Annotated in this window: 19 protein-coding genes; 2 read left to right on the top strand and 17 right to left on the bottom strand. The window is 37.3% G+C overall.

The genetic code is table 11. The annotated features are described in order from the left end of the window. Nucleotides 1-133: 133 nt before the first annotated feature. From J0J35_RS03705 to J0J35_RS03750, 10 genes are all read right to left on the bottom strand, one after another. On the bottom strand, nucleotides 134-904 hold the full coding sequence (locus J0J35_RS03705) for a Nif3-like dinuclear metal center hexameric protein (RefSeq protein WP_198494571.1): 771 nt from the start codon (nucleotides 902-904) through the stop codon (nucleotides 134-136). Further along, on the bottom strand, nucleotides 901-1,578 hold the full coding sequence (locus J0J35_RS03710; protein ID WP_206917831.1) for a tRNA (adenine(22)-N(1))-methyltransferase TrmK: 678 nt from the start codon (nucleotides 1,576-1,578) through the stop codon (nucleotides 901-903). The genes J0J35_RS03705 and J0J35_RS03710 overlap by 4 nt, the downstream gene beginning before the upstream one ends. Then, nucleotides 1,571-2,215, bottom strand: coding sequence for an endonuclease III (gene nth / locus J0J35_RS03715; RefSeq protein WP_165714186.1), 645 nt, complete (start codon nucleotides 2,213-2,215; stop codon nucleotides 1,571-1,573). Before nth ends, J0J35_RS03710 begins: the two co-directional genes overlap by 8 nt. A gap of 1 nt (nucleotide 2,216) precedes the next feature. Beyond that, entirely contained in the window at nucleotides 2,217-2,891 is a 675-nt protein-coding gene (locus tag J0J35_RS03720) for a DnaD domain-containing protein (RefSeq protein WP_165719696.1), read from the bottom strand. Nucleotides 2,892-2,952: 61 nt separating this feature from the next. Then, on the bottom strand, nucleotides 2,953-3,120 hold the full coding sequence (locus J0J35_RS03725; protein WP_165719697.1) for a hypothetical protein: 168 nt from the start codon (nucleotides 3,118-3,120) through the stop codon (nucleotides 2,953-2,955). Nucleotides 3,121-3,300: 180 nt separating this feature from the next. After that, on the bottom strand, nucleotides 3,301-4,140 hold the full coding sequence (locus J0J35_RS03730) for an aldo/keto reductase (protein WP_165719698.1): 840 nt from the start codon (nucleotides 4,138-4,140) through the stop codon (nucleotides 3,301-3,303). 135 nt (nucleotides 4,141-4,275) lie between these two features. Further along, nucleotides 4,276-4,719, bottom strand: coding sequence for a peptide-methionine (R)-S-oxide reductase MsrB (gene msrB / locus J0J35_RS03735; protein ID WP_206917843.1), 444 nt, complete (start codon nucleotides 4,717-4,719; stop codon nucleotides 4,276-4,278). Between the two features lie 141 nt (nucleotides 4,720-4,860). Continuing rightward, nucleotides 4,861-5,661 (bottom strand): helix-turn-helix domain-containing protein, encoded by an 801-nt coding sequence (locus J0J35_RS03740; RefSeq protein WP_019293995.1) that lies wholly within the window; start codon nucleotides 5,659-5,661, stop codon nucleotides 4,861-4,863. A 400-nt stretch (nucleotides 5,662-6,061) separates the two neighbouring features. Further along, on the bottom strand, nucleotides 6,062-7,339 hold the full coding sequence (locus tag J0J35_RS03745) for a 2-hydroxycarboxylate transporter family protein (protein WP_017371074.1): 1,278 nt from the start codon (nucleotides 7,337-7,339) through the stop codon (nucleotides 6,062-6,064). 17 nt (nucleotides 7,340-7,356) lie between these two features. Further along, on the bottom strand, nucleotides 7,357-8,979 hold the full coding sequence (locus J0J35_RS03750; protein ID WP_206917845.1) for a malolactic enzyme: 1,623 nt from the start codon (nucleotides 8,977-8,979) through the stop codon (nucleotides 7,357-7,359). A 163-nt stretch (nucleotides 8,980-9,142) separates the two neighbouring features. Here J0J35_RS03750 and J0J35_RS03755 point away from each other — a divergent pair, with 163 nt between their 5' ends. Both J0J35_RS03755 and J0J35_RS03760 read left to right on the top strand, forming a co-directional pair. Continuing rightward, nucleotides 9,143-10,036 (top strand): LysR family transcriptional regulator, encoded by an 894-nt coding sequence (locus J0J35_RS03755; RefSeq protein ID WP_206917847.1) that lies wholly within the window; start codon nucleotides 9,143-9,145, stop codon nucleotides 10,034-10,036. A gap of 152 nt (nucleotides 10,037-10,188) precedes the next feature. Next, nucleotides 10,189-10,842, top strand: a complete 654-nt coding sequence (locus J0J35_RS03760) for a redox-sensing transcriptional repressor Rex (RefSeq protein ID WP_019293999.1) — start codon at nucleotides 10,189-10,191, stop codon at nucleotides 10,840-10,842. A gap of 62 nt (nucleotides 10,843-10,904) precedes the next feature. Here the strand turns inward: J0J35_RS03760 and J0J35_RS03765 are convergent, their stop codons facing one another. From J0J35_RS03765 to J0J35_RS11590, 7 genes are all read right to left on the bottom strand, one after another. Further along, nucleotides 10,905-11,234 carry an ArsC/Spx/MgsR family protein gene (locus tag J0J35_RS03765; RefSeq protein ID WP_206917849.1) on the bottom strand — a complete coding sequence of 110 codons (330 nt, stop codon included), beginning with the start codon at nucleotides 11,232-11,234 and terminating at the stop codon, nucleotides 10,905-10,907. Between the two features lie 90 nt (nucleotides 11,235-11,324). Then, entirely contained in the window at nucleotides 11,325-13,121 is a 1,797-nt protein-coding gene (locus J0J35_RS03770; protein WP_206917851.1) for a class C sortase, read from the bottom strand. A gap of 126 nt (nucleotides 13,122-13,247) precedes the next feature. Beyond that, a complete protein-coding gene (locus J0J35_RS03775) occupies nucleotides 13,248-13,880 on the bottom strand; it encodes a pilin N-terminal domain-containing protein (RefSeq protein ID WP_206917852.1) in 633 nt (210 codons plus the stop codon). 1 nt (nucleotide 13,881) lies between these two features. Continuing rightward, entirely contained in the window at nucleotides 13,882-16,302 is a 2,421-nt protein-coding gene (locus J0J35_RS03780; RefSeq protein WP_242534081.1) for a SpaA isopeptide-forming pilin-related protein, read from the bottom strand. A 689-nt stretch (nucleotides 16,303-16,991) separates the two neighbouring features. After that, a complete protein-coding gene (locus J0J35_RS03785; RefSeq protein ID WP_206917854.1) occupies nucleotides 16,992-17,558 on the bottom strand; it encodes a hypothetical protein in 567 nt (188 codons plus the stop codon). Nucleotides 17,559-17,611: 53 nt separating this feature from the next. Continuing rightward, complete coding sequence (locus tag J0J35_RS03790) at nucleotides 17,612-19,069, bottom strand: SpaH/EbpB family LPXTG-anchored major pilin (protein ID WP_242534083.1); 1,458 nt, start codon at nucleotides 19,067-19,069, stop codon at nucleotides 17,612-17,614. Beyond that, nucleotides 19,060-19,344, bottom strand: coding sequence for a hypothetical protein (locus J0J35_RS11590; RefSeq protein ID WP_242534085.1), 285 nt, complete (start codon nucleotides 19,342-19,344; stop codon nucleotides 19,060-19,062). Before J0J35_RS11590 ends, J0J35_RS03790 begins: the two co-directional genes overlap by 10 nt. Nucleotides 19,345-19,403 lie beyond the last annotated feature (59 nt).

Raw genomic sequence — 19,403 nt, forward strand, 5'->3', positions numbered from 1 at the left:
TATTTTAACAGACATGAGCTTTTTTTAGAGCTATGCGAAACCCGATGCAGCTTTTATTTGGGAAATGGTTCGGCATTTGCGCTTATAAAATGAAAAAACTCCATGACCTGTAAAGTATCATAAAGTTTTGAATTTAAATATCAAAGAATGGATTAGTATTTTCTTTACTTTCAATAATTTCAACATCTGTGCCAAAGCTAGCTAGTTTTTCAGCGACTTTTGGGATAAAGAGATGTTCCAAGTAATGACCAGGATCAAGTCCAATAAGCCCTTGCGAAAGCTGGTCATGACCAACGTGATAATATATATCACCCGTAATATAGAGATCTGCACCTTTGGCTTGGGCTTCCGGCCAAAATTTGCCACCGCTGCCACCACAGATTGCCACACGTTGAATAGTCTGGCTCAAAGAGCGATCATAAGTCACCAAACGCAGATGATCTAAAGCAAAAGTTTGTTTCATTTTTTCCGAAAAATCCGCCAAGCTCATCGGTGTAATATTTCCAACACGACCTAAACCTTCCGCTGATAAGATTTCCGTATCTTTAATTTCTAAAAGTTCACAGAACCAATCGTTCAGCCCACCATCCACAACATCAATATTGGTATGGCTTGTATAAACTGCAATACCCGCTTTTATCAAATCAAGGACAATTTTTTCTTGACTGTCCGCATCTGTCAGGTTTGCTAAAGGCCGAAAAATAACCGGATGTTTTGCTAAAATCAAATCCACATCTTTTTCAATAGCCTCTGAAACTGTTTGCTCACGAATATCTAAAGTAACCAAGACCTTTTTTACTGGAGCATCAAGCGAGCCTATCTGTAATCCAACAGGATCGCCTTCAACTGCTAAATCTTTGGGACAAAATTCTTCGTACAAGGCCATGAAATCTCTGATTTTCATTGGAGAACTCCTTCTATTTTTTCTTTTTCTGCTTGAACTGTGGCGCGTTTTTCATGATTTTCAGGAAGTCGCTCAAGTATTTTTTTTAAAGTATTGAGCTCTTTATTCCACTTTTGACAGAAGACTTCTGATTTTTCTTGGGACAAATATGGTCCAAATTCAAGTTCTGTTTCATTCAGCTCGGCTGTGCCGTGTTCTGCCACAATAATTTCGTAGATTTTCCCTGCTTCCAGAAGTATCTTTTCGGAAGTAATTACAAAATCATGGTCCATAAGCCAAGAACGAAGGCTTTCTTCATGATTATTAGGTTGTAAAATGAGTTGCTCTACTTGGCTCAATTTATCTTTTCCTGCTTCGAGGATTTCGGAGATTAAAATACCGCCCATACCAGCAATTACAATGCTTGTGATATTATCACCTTCTTCAAAGGCAGCCAAACCATTGGCTAATCTGACTTCAATCTTCTCTTGCAAGTTCTGCTCAGCCACGTGATTATGGGCAATTTGATACGGTCCTTTAACTACTTCGCCTGCGATGGCAAAGTCAATCTTTTCTTGCTGAATCAAATAGGTAGGTAAATAAGCATGATCACTGCCCACGTCCAGAAGACGACTGTTTGGTTTCACGAGATCTGCAACAGCTTGTAGACGTTTCGAGAGTTTTATTTCATTCATTTAAGTTTTTCTTTCCAAATTTACAGTATTCGAGCACAGGACATTCTTCACACTTTGGTGCACGCGCTGTACAATGATAACGGCCAAAGAAGATGAGATGGTGATGACTTTCCACCCAACGTTCTTCAGGAATCAACCTCATCAACTTCTCTTCAACCTCCAAGACGGAGGCTTTTTGTGGCACAATATCCAAACGTTTTGAAATCCGTTCCACATGGGTATCAACAGCAATTCCGGGAATACCGTAGGTTTCTCCCAGAACAACATTTGCCGTTTTCCTGCCTACACCTGGCAAGGTTTGTAATAACTTTTTATCTCTTGGCAGTTCACTATTAAAATTTTCTACCAACATTTGGGAAGTCTTGACAATGTTTTTCGCTTTTGTTTTGTAAAGTCCAATCGTTCGGATGCATTGTTCAACATCTGCGATATCTGCCTGTGCTAAGCTTTCCGGATCAGGGTATTTAGCAAAAAGTCCCGGTGTTGCCTTGTTCACACCCTTATCTGTTGCTTGGGCGGATAAAATTGTGGCAATTAAAAGTTGAAAGGGTGTATCCCATTCTAGTTCACCATGTGCTTCGGGAAACATAGCAACAATGATATCTAAAGCTTCTAAAAATCGTTTCTTACTCAGCATATTATTTTCCGTTCCAGGGCCCATCCATCGGGATATAGAAATCAGTATTTTTATGGTTTTGCGTTGCTTCGTTACGTTCTTCCTTGCGCTGTTCCACCGCTTGGGTACTCATCAAGCCGTCATTACGCCAATTGCGTAAAATGGCTTTGATATAGTTGAGCGAAACCTTGCGGTTCACCACTGCTTCACGTAGGGCAAGTTTAATGAGCTCAAAGTCGTACTTATCTTCAAACAAGAGAATACGAAGCTCTTCGCTTTGCATCGGAGTAATCATGCCCATTTCCGCTTCGAAAATATTGACCAATTCTTGTAGCTGGCTCTTATTTTGCTGTGTTGGTGTAGTTGTTTCTGCATGCTCTTCTTTAGCTAAACCATCCAGTTGGTCTAACTTTTTTAAAGCTGGTGTGACATCAAAAATGGTTTCCATATCTCCAGCAATTCCGAGTAAAGTAACTTTTAAAGAGCCAAACTCTTGAAGGTTGTCAATACTACGATTCACATCGGCAAGTTTTTTTCCTATTTTAGTTGCAATTTCACTTGGTGCTATATCACGATTTTCATATAAATAGAGCCAAACCAAAAAATCCTCTGCCGAAGGAAACACTTGAGCGAAATGCTCCAGCATAGCATGAGGAAGTACGATGTGTCCAGTCATGTAATTTTCATAGTAGGTCATAGTTCTATTTTATCATAAATGCCTCAATCAACCACAGATACATCATCATTGAAATACACATTTAATTTTTAAATTTTTTGACATAAACAAAACGCTCAACAAATGCAAAAATAATAACGATAATTACTGCCAGTGTACTATGAGAATCGACTATTCCTAATACTTTTAGAAGTGCAATAACAACAATTTCAAGTGCAATTAATACGGCGATAGCTACCATGTTTTTCATAAAAACCTCTTATAATTCTTTATTTTTAATAATGACACATGTTATTTTAGCATATGCAATCCTATAGAACACTACATCTCGAGACCTATTTATTGGAGTTAGCCCATTTACAAAATATGATATGGAATAAAAAAGAAACCCTCATTTACTAAGAGTTTCTTTGTTTATTTGATGTTAATTTTAATCAAATTCCTCATATTCATTTGGATCTTGACCATCAATACGTCCGTCTGGTTTTTCCAGAGTATTAATCTGCGCAACTTCATCTTCAGTTAATTCAAAATCAAAAATTGCTAGATTTTTTCGTTGATGGATTAAATTTCTGGATTTTGGAATGGGAACAATGCTACGTTCTACATGCCAACGCAATACAACTTGACCTGCTGTCTTCCCATACTTTTCAGCCAGACTTGTGATAATGGGCTCTTCAAGAGCATCATTTCCTCGCCCTAATGGACTCCAGGCTTCCGTGATGATACCACGCTCAGCGTTGGCTTTCACCATACGCTCTTGCACCCAATAGGGATGAATTTCGATTTGGTTGACGGCTGGAGTAACGCCTGTTTCAGTAATAATTTTGTCTAAATGCTCGGGTTCAAAATTTGAAACACCAATAGAGCGTATTAAGCCCATTTTTTGAGCTTGGATTAAAGCCTTCCAGGCTTCCACATATAGTCCACGTTTTGGCAAAGGCCAGTGAATCAGATATAAATCAAAATACTCCAAGCCCATCCGATAGAGCGATTCTTGAATCATGGCCAAAGCATCTTCATAATGATGATATTTTCCCGGTAACTTCGTTGTCACGAAAAACTCTGAACGCGGAAGACCTGAGCGACGAATGGCTTCACCAACTATCCCCTCACTGTCATAGTTGGTTGATGTATCCAAAAGACGGTAACCACTCTGGATAGCTGTCAAAACCTGATCCAGACCTTCTCCGCCCCTTATCTGGTATGTTCCTAAACCTACAGACGGTAGCAAATGACCATCATTCATCGTTATTAAAGGTGTTTTCATTAGTAAATCCTCCTTATAGTTGAATTTCCACAGAAAATAAACACATATTCTCTATATTTTCATTCTAACATAGGACAGAGTTGAAGAAAAAATACCTGTTTATTAATTTTGGACGACGAGGTTTTATTTTTCCAACTATTCTTTGCCAAACAAGGATTTATATTCGCCGTAGCCCTCTTCTTCTAACTTTTCAACCGGGATAAATCTTAAAGCCGCAGCATTTATACAATAACGCAATCCTCCTTGATCCTGTGGCCCATCATTGAACACATGTCCTAAGTGAGAATCAGCCTCCTTACTTCTTACTTCCACACGATGCATGCCTAATGAAAAGTCAGCTTTTTCTTTGACCCCGCGTTTTTCTATCGGGTGAGTAAATGACGGCCAGCCACAACCAGCATCATATTTATCCTTTGAACTAAAGAGTGGTTCCCCGCTGACCACATCAACATAAATTCCCTCTTGATAAAAATCAGCGTATTTTCCTGAAAAAGGACGTTCAGTTGCATTTTCTTGAGTCACTGCATATTCTATGTCAGACAATCTTTGCTTGAGTTCTTCTTTTGAAGGTTTTTCCATTATAAACACCGCCTTATCTGTTTTTCTCCCTTTATTATAGCACTCTCACAATAAAAAGTAGTTTGTTCTGTCTGTAATTTCTCCTTGAAGTTCTTTATTATAGCAGCATAAAAAACACCACTTATCTAAAGTGGCATTTCTTCATCTTTGAACTCTAGTTTTTAGCAATGCAATGCGGCGTACAATGACATTTTTTAACTTTATCGCACCCATATTGTCCATTACTTCGAGACAACCTGCTATAATTTTTTCACCTTTACTTCGACTTTCAAAAGCGTAGGTATAACATCCTTTTAAAACACGAGCGATCGCCTTACTTGTCAAATCTGATTCCACAGCGAGACTGTTCAACCGTGATAAAACAATCCCTGCTTTTGTGTCACACTCTGCTTCAATAAATACTAATTCGGCCTTAATCAAAATATTAATCAGCAATGCACGATATTCATGAAGTACTTTTAAGTATTTAAAAACATTTTTATTTTTAAAAAATGTTTCGATAATATTCCAGACCAAGTTTAGGTTGAGTTGTTCCAAAGTGTGGATGAGGATATATAATTCATACAACCCCCAAAGTGGCCCTACTGATAAAAGAGATTCGACTTCTTGGATTTCTTTTTCCGACAGCTGAGTGTAAGTTGCTTTGGCACTTAAAGCAATCATATAGGTAGATTCATTCTCATATTCGAGATTTTTTTCATACAGATGTTGGAGTTCTGCCTCATCTTGATTATAATATGCATCTTCAATATTTTGAAACTGTGTAATAAAATATTCAGGTAAGCCGTTATTTACAAGCAAGGAATAATCCAAAATAGTAAGATTCATACTTTCTAGAAGCGCTTCAAGCTTGTCAAAAGACACTAGAGACTTCCCATTTTCAAACTGTGAAATCGTTGCTTTAGAAACCCCACTTAGTGTATTCAACTCTGATAGACTCATATTTTTTTGTAACCTTAAGTTGCGGAATATTTTTCCATACTTACTATAAATCATTTTACACCAAACCTACTTTCGAGCTTACGAAGTAGATAATCATTATCTACTTCGTAAGCTCTCACTTTCCAAGATAAAATTATATCTTTTTTGTTCTTAGGAGTATATACCAAACAGGATATGTTTAGAATGCTAAACATAGTATGCTTACCTTAGATTTTGGCCTGTCACTTGAGGTGTCTTTTTGTTATGATTGAAAGTTATTCGAAAAGTAATTTTGGTTTCTTCTATTATAATGGTAGTGGCAAGTATTTCTTTTTAAATACAATAAAAAAACGAGGTTTTACAGGACCTCGTTTTAGTTCATTATTATTTTGTTATTATATTACTTTGATTGGAGGATCAATTAGTAAAAGAAGCGAATGAGTATACCACCCATGATGAGGACAATGGCACCACACAAACGGTTGGCCATTTGTGCAAAGGCAATCATTTCCATACGATCAGAGGCAGAGAGAACAGCGATATTACCTGTTCCACCCATAGAGTTGTTAATCATACCAGCACCGATAGCTGTTTCGACAGGGTACATACCTAAGGCAAGACCTAAGAACCAGCTTGTTAAGCCCATAGCAATAACACTTGTCAGACAAAGCACAATAAATTGCCATGTCAAAGCAGAACCTAGTGTGGTCAAATCAATCAATGCCAAACCAATACCTGCCAATACCGCATGTGTAAGATTGGTCATGATGATTTGGTTAAACATCACCACTGATTCTTCCAACTCTTTTGGTACAGCATCAAAGGCTTTGAGAACAAAGACGATGATGATCATAAAGGCGTATTCATGGATATTTGGGAAGAATTTGTTTAAAATCACACCCACCATGAGTAGAGTAAAGGCATAAAGCATACCGACACCAATTTTAGTGGCATCAAATTCAATTTTAGGTTTTGCGAGTTCTTCTTTTGTCGCAGAAACTAAAGTTCCATGACCATTGTATTTTGATTTCGCAAAGATTTTAGAAATAGAAAGCGCCCCAATGATGGCAATAATATTCCCAAAGGTTACTGCGGGAGCAAGTTGAGAGAAAATTGCGGTTTGGTTACCATTGGCTAAACCATCAGCATAGATTTGTGATAAAGGAGTAATTCCGGCTCCCATACCACCAGACATCATAGGCATTGAAACATACATGACAGAGTCTGCAAAACCATTTCCAAGCAAGACACCCATACCACCAACAGCGAAGAAACCAACAACCATTGTCACCAAAGCAACAGGGATAAATTTAGCTGAAGCTTTGACAAGCAAACTTCTATTCATTCCCAAGATTGACCCACAAATCAGGGCTGCAATATAGAAATCAAGAAAACCAAATTGACCGCCCATAAATTTGCCTACTGCATCAATCACATTTGCAGGAATAATATGGAAAAAGGATAAGAGAGTTGCACCTAACAAAGTGAAGACTGACCCACCACCTAAATATGAATTCATAATGGGTAATTTTTCACCGATAAAGTAAAGCAAGTGCCCCAATAGTACTAATAGGAGTGTAATACCCACCATGTTAAGTGGCAATTTCCCTAAACCTATCGTCACTGCCAACACAATCATAAAAAAGGCATAGAGAGGAAGACTTATTCCTGAAATTTTTATTTCTTTTAATTTTTTCATTTTAATCCATTAACCTCTTAGTATTTTGGATACCATTTCATCTCGCGAACGGCTTTCACCATATCTTTTTCTTGAGCTTGTGCTAAGCCTTGTTCTTGAGCTTTTTTCGCTACTGCTTCTGCAACTTTGATTGAAACATCAGCAACATATTCAAATGGAGGAAGCACAGGAGCACCAGCAGCACCTGGATCAACAAGTCCGCTCAATGAGTGCGCAGCGGCACCAATCATTTCATCAGTAAGAAGTGATGCTTCTGAAGCCAACATACCAAGACCTAAACCAGGATAGATCAAAGCATTATTTGCTTGACCGATTTGGTAGTCAACGCCTTTATAAGAGACAGTTCCTGAAGGTATACCTGTTGCAACAAAGGCTTTACCATCAGACCATGTAATTACTTGTTCAGCAGTTGCTTCCAATTTTTTAGTAGGGTTTGAGATTGGGAAAATTACTGGACGTTCAGTGTTGGCACACATTGCTTCAACAACTTCTTTGGTAAACGCACCAGCATCAGTTGAAGTACCTACCAAGATAGTAGCTTTAACTGTTTTGATAACATTGGCTAAGTCAGTCATATCACCAGCATTTGCAAAATCTGCACGTTTTTTGGCAAATGGTTTTTGTGCTGGGGTCAAATCTTCCATATCATCAAAGAGCAAACCTTGTTTGTCCATCATGAAGAAATGGTTATAAGCTTCTTCTTCTGAAAGGCCCTCACTTACCATTTCCGCATGAACACGGGCAGCAATCCCTGCACCAGCAGATCCACCACCGTAGCAGAGATAAACTTGATCTGTTAATTTTTCACCTGTGATATCAAGTGAACCGAAGATACCACCTAAGACAACAATACCAGTTCCTTGAATGTCATCATTGAAAGTTGGGATTTCTTTTTTGTATTTGTTCAAGATATTTGCAGCATTTGAACGTCCGAAATCTTCCCAGTGCAAGTAGAGTTTAGGGAACATTGCTTCAGCAGTTTCCACAAACTGGTCAACAAAGTCGTAGTATTGGTCACCATAAACACGTGCGTGACGATTTCCAAGATACATTGAGTCTTCCAAGAGCTCTTTACGGTTAGTACCTGCATCAATAACGATAGGAAGAACTGATGCTGGATCGATACCGGCTGCTGCAGTATAAACCATTAATTTACCTACAGAGATATCAACACCTTGTGTACCCCAGTCGCCAATACCGAGAATTCCTTCAGCATCTGTCACAACAATCAGACGGATATTGCGATCGCCCGCTGCGTTTTTCAATGTTTCTTGAATATTTTCTGGATGATTAATATCAAGATATGCAGCATATTGGGGATCTACAAATAGACGGCTATAGTTTTCGATAGTTTCAGCAATAACTGGATCATATACGATAGGGTTAAACTCTACGATATGTTGGTTAAACAAATAGTAGAACAAAGTACGATTTGTATTGAAGATTTCCATCAAGAAATGACGTTTTTCCAAATCAGATGGTTTTCCCAAGTAATGTTGGTAAGTTTGTTCTGCTTGTTCTTCAAGTGTTTGAACATAAGGTGGCAAAAGACCGATTAAGCCAAGTTCCTTACGTTCTTCCATAGTAAATGCTGTTCCTTTATTTAAAAAAGGATTGTTTAAAATTTCATGTGCACGCATTCGTACGCCCTCCAAATTTATTATTCCTATAAGAAATTCTTACAAGATGTATTTTAATACTTATAAAAAATTATAGTCAAACCTTTGGGTTATGATAAATATTATTTATAACAAATCGGAAAACTTGTGATAGAATATAAGGGTCAAAGGAGCGTTTAAACTAATGAACTTGCATGATTTCGAGTACTTTAATGCCTTAGGAGACTTGTTGTCTTTTACTGCTGTTTCTAATCATTTTGGAGTAAGTCAGCCGACAATTACCTATGCTGTAAAGAGATTGGAACAATATTATAACTGTAACTTAATATACAAAGATCCTTCTCACCGGACAGTTGTCCTAACAGATGAAGGAAAAATATTGAAGATTCATATCGAAAGTATTTTAGAAGAGTTGGCACTAACGCAAAGAGTCATCGAGCATTCTAAAAATCATCAAAATCATATTGGTTTTCCTCCTATCATTCGAGCAAAAATCCTGGCTCAACTCTTAAACGATAAGGATGCGATTAGCTTTTTATCGAAATTTGATTTAGTATCGGGTGGCTCGGAGGAACTTCTGGCCAAACTTATCTCCGGCACAATTGATTTTAGCCTTATAGGCAGTATTGCTCCCCTGATGCACCCCAACCTTTTTGTGAAGCTACTTTATCAACGCGAATTTTATATCTTTGTTTCTAAAGATAACCCACTTGCCTCACGTCAAGAAATTTCATTTAAAGAAGCTTTGGATTATCCTTTTATCCTGCTTGATGAAAGCTTTGTGCATATGGAAGCTTTCCAAAATTTAAATGAAAAATACAAGAAAAAAGCAAAAGTGCTCTTTAATTTTTCTGATATCCATACTATTGGCCAACTGGTCAACTCAAATGTTGGCATAACCTTGATGACCGATTTTCTTCCTTTTGCCGATATGGATAGTCTAATAAAGATACCACTAATACCTGAAGATAAGCAAATTTTTCATGTTCAATATGCCTATTTAAGAAGTACACTGCTCAATGAGGACTTGAAGGAATTGATTCGTTTGCTTGATGAGCTAAATGAAAAAATAAATTGAAGTGAAAAGAGAATTTTTCTCTTTTTTCTTTGTTAATTTTTCTCCATTTTTTTCACAAACTTTCGCCAACCGCATAATTCCGGAAAGAATTGTTTGACAAGCCCCCCTCAAAAAAGGTAAAATATTCACAAAGACTATGTAAAGGAGATAACATGGCTGGCTCCCAAGTTAATAAACAACTACCTAAGGCAACGGCAAAACGTTTGCCTCAATATTATCGCTTGTTCAAACTTTTAGTTGATGAACAAGTAACACGCACAAACTCACAACTTATTTCGGAAAAAATTGGTGTGGATGCAGCGACGATTCGTCGCGATTTTTCACTCTTTGGTGAGCTGGGACGTCGAGGCTATGGCTATGAAACACGTGCTTTACGTGATTTCTTTGGAGAATTACTCGGACAAGATCAAGAAACGCATATCGCACTCGTTGGAGTCGGTAACCTTGGACGCGCCCTTATTAATTATGAATTCCAAAACCGCAATAAAATGCGCGTTACCCAAGCTTATGATGTTCCAGAAAATCCACTCGTTGGTACAACAACTTCTACAGGTGTTCCTATCTACGACATCGCTGACTTCTCTAAAAATATTAAAAATTCAAAAATCAAAACAGCAATTATTTCTGTAAATAAAGAGAACGCTCAAGAAGTCGCAGACATCCTAGTTAAATCAGGTATCAAAGGTATTCTTAACTTTTCACCTTTGCGCTTGCAAGTTCCAGAAGACGTTGTCGTTCAGTCGATTGACTTAACGAAAGAACTACAAACTCTCTTATTCTTTATGTCAAATAAGGACATCAAATAAAACAAAAAAGCCTGATTTAAAAAATCACGCTTTTTTTTAATAGTTTCATCTTTTTATGAATATCACAAGTCAGATAAAAATTTACGATATTCTCTCGGAAAAAAACGCCGTATTTCATCAGAATTATAGCCAACCAGGTAATTATTTTCATCTAAAATGATTGGTGTTTTAAACAGTGACGTATTTATTTTGAGATAATACAGCGCACTGTGGAGCTTCATATCTGCTATTTTTTCCAACTCTTCTTCATTTTTAAGATTAACTCTTTCTGGATTTTTGATTAATTCATTTATCCCTTCTGTCGTTAGTATTAAAAGTCTCAGTAAATCATCTACAGTTATTTGACTTATGTTTTGCTTTTCAAAATTAATACCGTAACGTTCAAACCACATGAAAGCTTTTTGACTGGATTTACACTTGCTTCTATAATAAATTTTTAATATGCGCCACACCTCTTTACTATTGTATTTATTATTTGGAGATTAAATAAAATTAAGAAATAAGATAGGTAATACCAAGAGCAAAAAGAATGGAATCATTACTTGCATTGGATCTGAAATAATATGTGCTGCCAAATCCATTGAGAGCTGTTCAAAAGGAGATATGGGGCTTGTTTTTATCAAATTATCACCAGATACATTCCCAGTCATACTTAAATTCATTGTCTTACTGCTGTTATCATTTAAAGGACTCGTTTTTGTTAATCGTCCTTGAACTAAACGGCGATATATTGTACCCACATTTCCCTCACAGCGGATGAGTGTTAGGATTGGTGTTCCTTTAACATCGCTATTAACCACATCGACTTGTGTATCCTTTATGACTTCATTTTTAATCACTTGGTACTCATAAACATTCTGAAAATCAGTCGCATAGACTTTATCGCCTTTAACAAGGTTACTGATGCGATTAAAAAGAACATCGACATTTTTGTTTGTATTGACATTATAAATATTGTGTGCCAGAAGCACGTAGTTGCCTTTGCCTAATTTTTGTCCTTGCCGATATGTTGAAGCGCCGGTCATCAAATTTGTTTGACTTATCCCGGCCAATATGGGCAAGTTTACTTCTTCTTTTGGAATATAAAGCTTACCTATACCATTATCATTGACAGTCTGTTGCAGATTTTTCCTACTTTCAGCAAAATTAGTAACATTTACACTGGCAATTTTACTCTCATCATAATCAGCTTTGAGTATCTTATCTGGATTATAGGCGGACAATTCGTGTTGCTTTCCCACATTAATATTAGGTAAGGAGGATTGTGTTTGCATTCGGAAATAGCCGTAAATGGCGAAACCTAAAATAGAAATCATGATCACTAACATCACAACAAACATGCCACGTGTCACCATTATCAAATGACGAATACGTGTCATGGCTCGTGCCGAAATTTCTGGGTCCTTCTTCCGCGACTGTTTCAAGAAGATACGATACAGCAGAAAGAGAAGAATGAACAAGAGGAAACAAAGTCCCAATGATCCCAAGACAACAGTTTGATAAGTCCAAATATTACGCTTACTTGTCTTCTTAGATATGGCTTCTTTATAAGGAATTCGTTTTCCATTCACAAGGAGGCGATATGTGTTAATTCCTGGTGGTGTACATGTTAAGAGTGTCACGCGATCTTCACCAGGAACGATTTTCACCTTGTCCACTTCACTCGGAAGAACTTCTTGAAAAGAATCAATTTCATAGGCGAGTTTTTTACCTAATATATTAATAAAGAAGATATCTCCTTCTTTCAGATTTTTGATATCTGTAAAAAGAACTTGGTTTTCTAATCCACTGTGTCCACTAAGTACAGCCCGCGTATTCTTTCCCCCAATCGGCACAGAAGACGATTCAAAATGCCCCACGCCTTTATCTAGAGTGCCATAAGAAGTCCCGTGATAAAAGGGAAGATTATTGACATTGATAGCTGGAATGTCAATCGTCCCCATTACTGGAGGATTACCGTTAGAGATAACCTTGCTGTAATCTACTGGATGACCAACTTTTCCTTCTTGGCGATCAAAGATATATTGGTTGTATTTTTCAGCTAAAGCCCACTGCTCATCACGTTCTTTTTGACTCATCTTTTTCAAGCTATCATTGTAGCTACTGGTTGCGACAGACCTTTGTTGGTTAGCCAAGTAATTACCAATGATTGGGTAGATAAGAATTCCAATACCAATAAAAATCAATAGAAAGGCAAAAACAAGGAGGGGAGAAACTCTTCGCCTTTTTTGATCTAATGGGACAGCCTTATCCCTTTTACTTTTTTGTTTCTTAATCAATTTTCTCTCCAACTTTTCTTCAAAGTTTTATTTGTTCTTGAAAAAATATAAGATTGAAGTCCTGCATACCATCCGGCTTGTATTCTACTTCAATCTTATTTTTTCAAGGGTTATTGTGTGTCACACTTATTCGTGTGCTTTTTTCGTCCACCACAGTCCACTGAAACCCACAACTACAATCACGCTTATCATCGCGATGATAATTTGATAGGATCCAATATTACCACTTGTATCAGGTAATTTATCTGGCAAATTATTGTCCGGAATTTGCGGTGTATCCGGTAAAACCATACTTGATTTTGGATAAATATAGACTTCATTTATCAAACCATTTGCATTTTGCATGGGAAGGGAAACTAAAACAGGCGACATTGGTGTTGGTACTTGCTCACTTTTTGCTTCAGTGACTTGATACACACCACGGGGAAGCCCTGTTAATTCGGCTTCGCCTTGAGCATTTGTTGTGACCCTTTGACTGAAGGCATCAGTACCTTGAGCGGTCACATAAGTATTCATTTCCGTTTTAGTCATGCGTGTAATTGTATACTGTACACCTGCAAGACGTTGAAGATCTTCTGTACCGCTTGTGACTGGTGTTCCATCATGAGTTAGCTGACTTTCTTGACTGTCACTCAAATTATATTTAATAATATGAATACCATAACTTCCAGGAACTTCTTGGGCTGCAACATTTGAAGCAAATCCAAAGGATAGAAAGACTGACAAAGCAGCTGCTAGAGTAAAAATGTATTTTTTCATTTTAAGCTGCCTCCTTACTATTTTTTCTATGACGATAAAAGAGACCACCACCAAGTCCAAGCATTCCCAGAACAACAAGGCTAAGCGCAATCAAGAGGCCAATGCCTGCTTTTCCACCTGTGAAAGGTAAGATTGATTCAGCATCATCCTTGATTTGAAGATTAATCGTTTGATTACCTTCTTTTACAGTAAACGTAACCGGTGTTTTCAAAAGCTCATAACCATTTGGTGCTTTAATTTCAAAAACAGTATAGGTCTGAGAGATTGGATTATGATCGGCATCGTAACCAGCAAAAAGGTTTTGATCGACATTCAAATTACCTGTCTTATCGGTTGTATAGGTACCAATAAAGTCAGCGCTTTGTTCACCATCTGCCGGTATCTCTTTTAAATCTCCACGATAAATGGCGAATTTCGCACCAGCAAGTCCATCGCCTAAAATATTCTTTTTGAAGATGTCTAAGTGTGCTGAGCGGTTGAGTCCTAAGTTATTGTAAGGTAATTCTTGCAAACCATCTTTTGGCTTAATCACTGTATCGAGATCTTTAAGTCTTGCTCCAACGTCATTCCAGTCAGAACCTTTAATCGGATTTTGAGCTGTGATACGGTCTTCCTCTGCTTTAACTTTTGAATTTTTTGCATCTGAGTTAGACAAATCTGCCATGAACTTAGTGACTTGGTACTCTTTTGTTTGCAATTTGCCGTTGATTTCAAATTCAGCGATATAATGTCCTTCGGATAAGTTGCTGAAATTATAGAATCCTTTATCATCTGTTTTGATTAAAGAATTTCCTTTGTCATCGATGAATTTTTCACCTTTGACATTTTCAGTTACTAGTTGATCTTTATAGTTTGGATTTTCCAAGCTTGTACGATAAAGCTTAACAGAAATATCTTTAACAGGTGCCTCAGCATCGTCTTTCAATCCGTCATAGTTATCGTCATACCAAACATATCCTGACAATTCACGACCATAAATCTTCGTTTCAACATTGTTTGTTGTTTGCTCTTGATTGACAATCGAATTCACTGTTGCATTATTGATTAAATCTGCACCAACGTTGTCTTTATGTTCTACTGTGATTTTCAAAGCATAAGTTGTATTGGCTGGAATGTTGTCTACATCCACCAAAATTGCAGATGTTTTTTCCAAGACAGAGGCATCTGAGTCATCATAAGCTAGCCAACCCTTAGCGGCTAATTCTGTCGCACTTTGAGGTAAACTATTTGGATCTAATTTAGTATTTGTTTCTGCTTGACTTGGATCTTTGTAATAAAGACGTGCTCCTTTAACAGCTTCACCGTTCGCATCAACTAATTGAGCTGACAGGACATGGGCTGTACCTTTAGCATTAAAGCTTGTTTGACGATCATCTTGATTGAAAGGTAAAACATCTAAAATACGAACCTTATCCATACTTGATGTTGCACTGGTATTTGCCATGTTGATTGTGTAAGTGATCGGTTGAAGACGGCTTTTTGCTGTGTCGACTGGATCAACAGTTCCGTTTTCTGTTAGATTCTTATCCACTTCTTTAGAAACTTTCAAGGCATTTTCTGTGTCTTTGTCCACCGTAGTCACCACATCATTACTTGGATCATCAAAAGTTGTGTCATTATAATAATGACCGGACTGTTTTGTATTATTCACGATATGAACTTTACCATTTTCGTCACGTTCTACTTTTCCTTCATCAGTTACTCGTGCACCTATTTCGAAACACACTTTATGGATTTCTTCATACATTTTAGGATCTTTAAGCAACTCTGGCTTAGCTTTGATCGTTAACACACCATTAACCATGCTATATTCAAAACTATTTGTAAGATCCTCGCCTTTGGTGCTGCCATCCCAAGCATAAGCTTTTATCGATGATACCTCGTCAAAAGTAATTCCAGCAGGTGTGCTGTCTGTTAATTGCCAATCTTTGAGCGCCTTATTTTCATCATAGGTAGGAAGCTCTAAAAATTCCCCCTCTAAAGTATAAAGATATTTTTCATGGATATCCGTCAATGTATCGGAATCCACAAGTTTTTCATCGGAGTCACTAACATATTTTACCGGAGGATTTAAAGGTTTAAAACCATATTTAACATAAACTTCGTTTGATTCCCGTTCTGACCCACCAAATGTCATTTGTGCAGTATTATGATACTCTTCTCCATCAACTAAATCTGTGCCCATTGTTGTTTCAATTACAGTAGCATAATGAACCCCAGTATAGTGTAGAGAGCTGCCATTTAGATGTTCTGGCTTCATCTCCCAACTTATATTTTGTCCAGAGCTTGTGTTGTTGTACCAGCCTGTAGGAATTTCATTACCCGACTCATCGTAAATATGTAATGCTTTATAGTGTACCTTATTAGGTAATACATCATGAAAGCTAAGCTTAGTATAAGGTTGAAGAATTTCTGTTCCCATCTCAGGAATGTAGAAATTAATTTTCCATTTTAGCGTTTGGTTTTCGAGAACATTTTTTTGTTTACATCATGTATAGCATCAGAATTATCTTCAGGATAGTTGGGATTTGGTACATTACTTCCTCCAGCATCAAGAACCTCCTTCGTTATAGGATAATACTGTTGAAATACTGTTCCAGAAGAAATTGTAGACCAGTACCAATGCCTCCTATTTTGACCGATAGTTAAAGTAGGTCGAAAAGTTTCTGAAGGAGCAAACTCAAAAGTTACAGAAGCTTTAGTAAAACTATCTCCTCCTACTTCATCAGTAAAATCATTACTTGTTCCCCAAAAAACATCTGAGAAAACTCCAGCTGCTCCGTTTGTATTTAGAGTTCCCCATTTCAGTAGTGAATCATTATTAACATATTGCTCAGATGTTTTGCTTTCAGAATCAGGAGATACACTGGCAAACTCATTTGTCTCTTGGTTACTAATATCCCCTTCTTGACGAAATTCTCCATTTAATGAATTAATTGTAAGAAACTGCTTCCCTGTTGTTTCAGTATCCCATTTGACTTCCTCTTGTGGACTATCACTATAATAAAAACTTAACTTTTCATCCCAAGCATGGATATCATCGTGATCAGAAATATCTCCGAATCCAGGGTTACCTGGAACGTAACCACCTTTTAATCCTCCAATAACCCATTACCCATAGTAAAAAGCATTTGAGAAGACAAATCGTTGGTCATCCCAACCATTTGTCTTCTTGTTTTTTCTAAAGTTAGAACAAGTAACATGGATGTCAATATCTCTACCATCATAATTGGCTTGTTTTTTAAAAACAACATCAATTTCATTACCGTCTCCCGTCTCCCAGTCATTCAAAACAAAACGAGAGAATCCATGACCTGCCTCAGACATATTTTGTGTAAAGTCCTGTCCGTCACTTTGATCATTTGCTGGAATATTGTATTTTGGATTTGTAGAAGTTGGAACAGCCTGACCTTTTGAATTCCTTAGGTCAAACTCTGGTAGTACATTTTCTGGATTTTTTTTAATTATTACCATATTAAATAGATTATCAAAATCTGAATTAGGATCGACATTGGTAGATATGCTATTTAATCCATTTGTAGCAGTTATATTGCTTTCTTGTAACCTATCAGTTGCAGTTTGAGAAAAAACTGGAGTAAAAATTCCAGCAAATAACATCACAATTGCTAAAGTTATTGTCTTCCACTTCCAATTAATAATTTTATTTTTAAAATACATCAATATTTCCCTCATCCTTTTAGTGGAAAGTAAAATTTCATCTTATTTAACTTCTATGCTTGGCGACGTTTTTTGTCAATGACAACTGCCGCTGTACCAAGTGCAATTGCACCAATCGCGATACTTACCATCAATGTTGTGCCTTTTGCACCAGTAAACGGAAGATCTGATTCTTTTTTGTTTTCAACAGTTGCTTCCCAAGTTGCATCTGCTGCTGTATTTAAGTTAACAGTTACTTTTATTGGATCTTTAACCAATTCGTAACCTGTTGGCGCTTTTGTTTCAACCACCCAGTAGTCACGTTGGATATCTGCATCAGCAAATGTTGGTTCTGTACCATCCATATCTTGCTTGCCATTACCATTCACATCGTCGTACCATTTCAATGGTAAACCATCAAACCCAGCATGACCTTGACCATCTGAAGTTGTTGTTAAGAAATGAACCCCAGCAGGTAATTTGGTCCCTTCAGTATAAGATTGACCATCTGATGCTAAGAATTTCCCAGCACGGGCATTTGCTTCTGAAGTTGCAATATAGAACTCCGCTCCCGCTAAGTTATCTCCTTTTTCATCTACCTTATGAAGATCTAAACCACCATCAAAGTAATCCGGAATATCACTGTTATGATCTGTATCTGGTTCCAAACCTGGTGATTTTTCATCTACAGTAAAGCTGTTATCAATCTTACCATCCCAACCTTCTTTAACTTGGGCTTTATAAACCACGCGCATTTGTGTTGCACCTGTCATAGTTCCAACTTTTTCCATTCCAGCTTGAGTTAACTGAACTGTATTCTTGCCTGCAGGTGTCATTTCATTAGCACCATCTACAAAAGTATAATCAGTCCCTTGTTCAAGTGATACCCAGTTATTGTCCTTGTCTTTAACTTGCATATCCACAGACAAGAGATTTTGATTTGAATCCATGTCATCGGTAACTTTCAGATAATCCATATAAACTTTATCACCTTTATGAACACGTCCACCAGTTGAGCCTGGTCCAGTATAATCTGTATTTGGATCTAAACCATCAATAAAGCTATCTTCTGCTGCCACATAGTAAAAATCAGAAGGATTAATATTAAATGCTGCTTCCCATTGATAGGTTTGACCAGCAACGAGTGATTCTCCGTCCATTCCATCAATCGTTTTAACGGGGTTAAGAGGGGTGTCTTCCTCATTTTTTGGATACACATTAATATCATAAATCAAACCAGACTGAGAACTACGATTTGTCATTGGCACATAAATGAAAGCAGGAATAGCTTTGTATTTAATTGTTGTTGCAGCACCTGTCTCATTATTAATCACACCAGTTGAATCTTCTTCAACTAGCATGTAGATACCATCATTTGCTTTACCAGTACCTAAGTCAAATTTGATTTGCCCCTTATCATCCGTCGTTTTTTCTACTGGAGTGAAACTCTTATCAATTTCGTAGTCTTTACCTTCAACTGCTGTAGATACATCAACTAAAGGCTGCCCTCCATCCAAAGCCTTCACACGCACGAGCTGAACTTTACATTTTTCAATGTTGCTAAGTTGTCAGGATTATTCCATTCTGTACCATCACCAGGTGCTCCGAGTTGCCCTTCACTTTGAATAGCATATTTGGTCAAGGTGATTGAACGTGCTGATGTGTTATCCGCAATAGCTGACGAATCCGCATGAGCAACTATAACATTGTTCAAAAATGCTGGTGCTGATAAACTCATCACACTTGTTCCAGCAAGGGTTGTTAAAGCTAAGCCAACAATCATTTTGTGTTTGTAAGATTTTTTCATTTTTTCCTCTTTTTTTAGATATATAGTTCTCAAGTTAATTAAATTGACGAAAGACTTTA

The sequence above is a fragment of the Lactococcus sp. LG606 genome, assembly GCF_017309645.1.
GTDB classification, from domain to species: domain Bacteria; phylum Bacillota; class Bacilli; order Lactobacillales; family Streptococcaceae; genus Lactococcus; species Lactococcus petauri.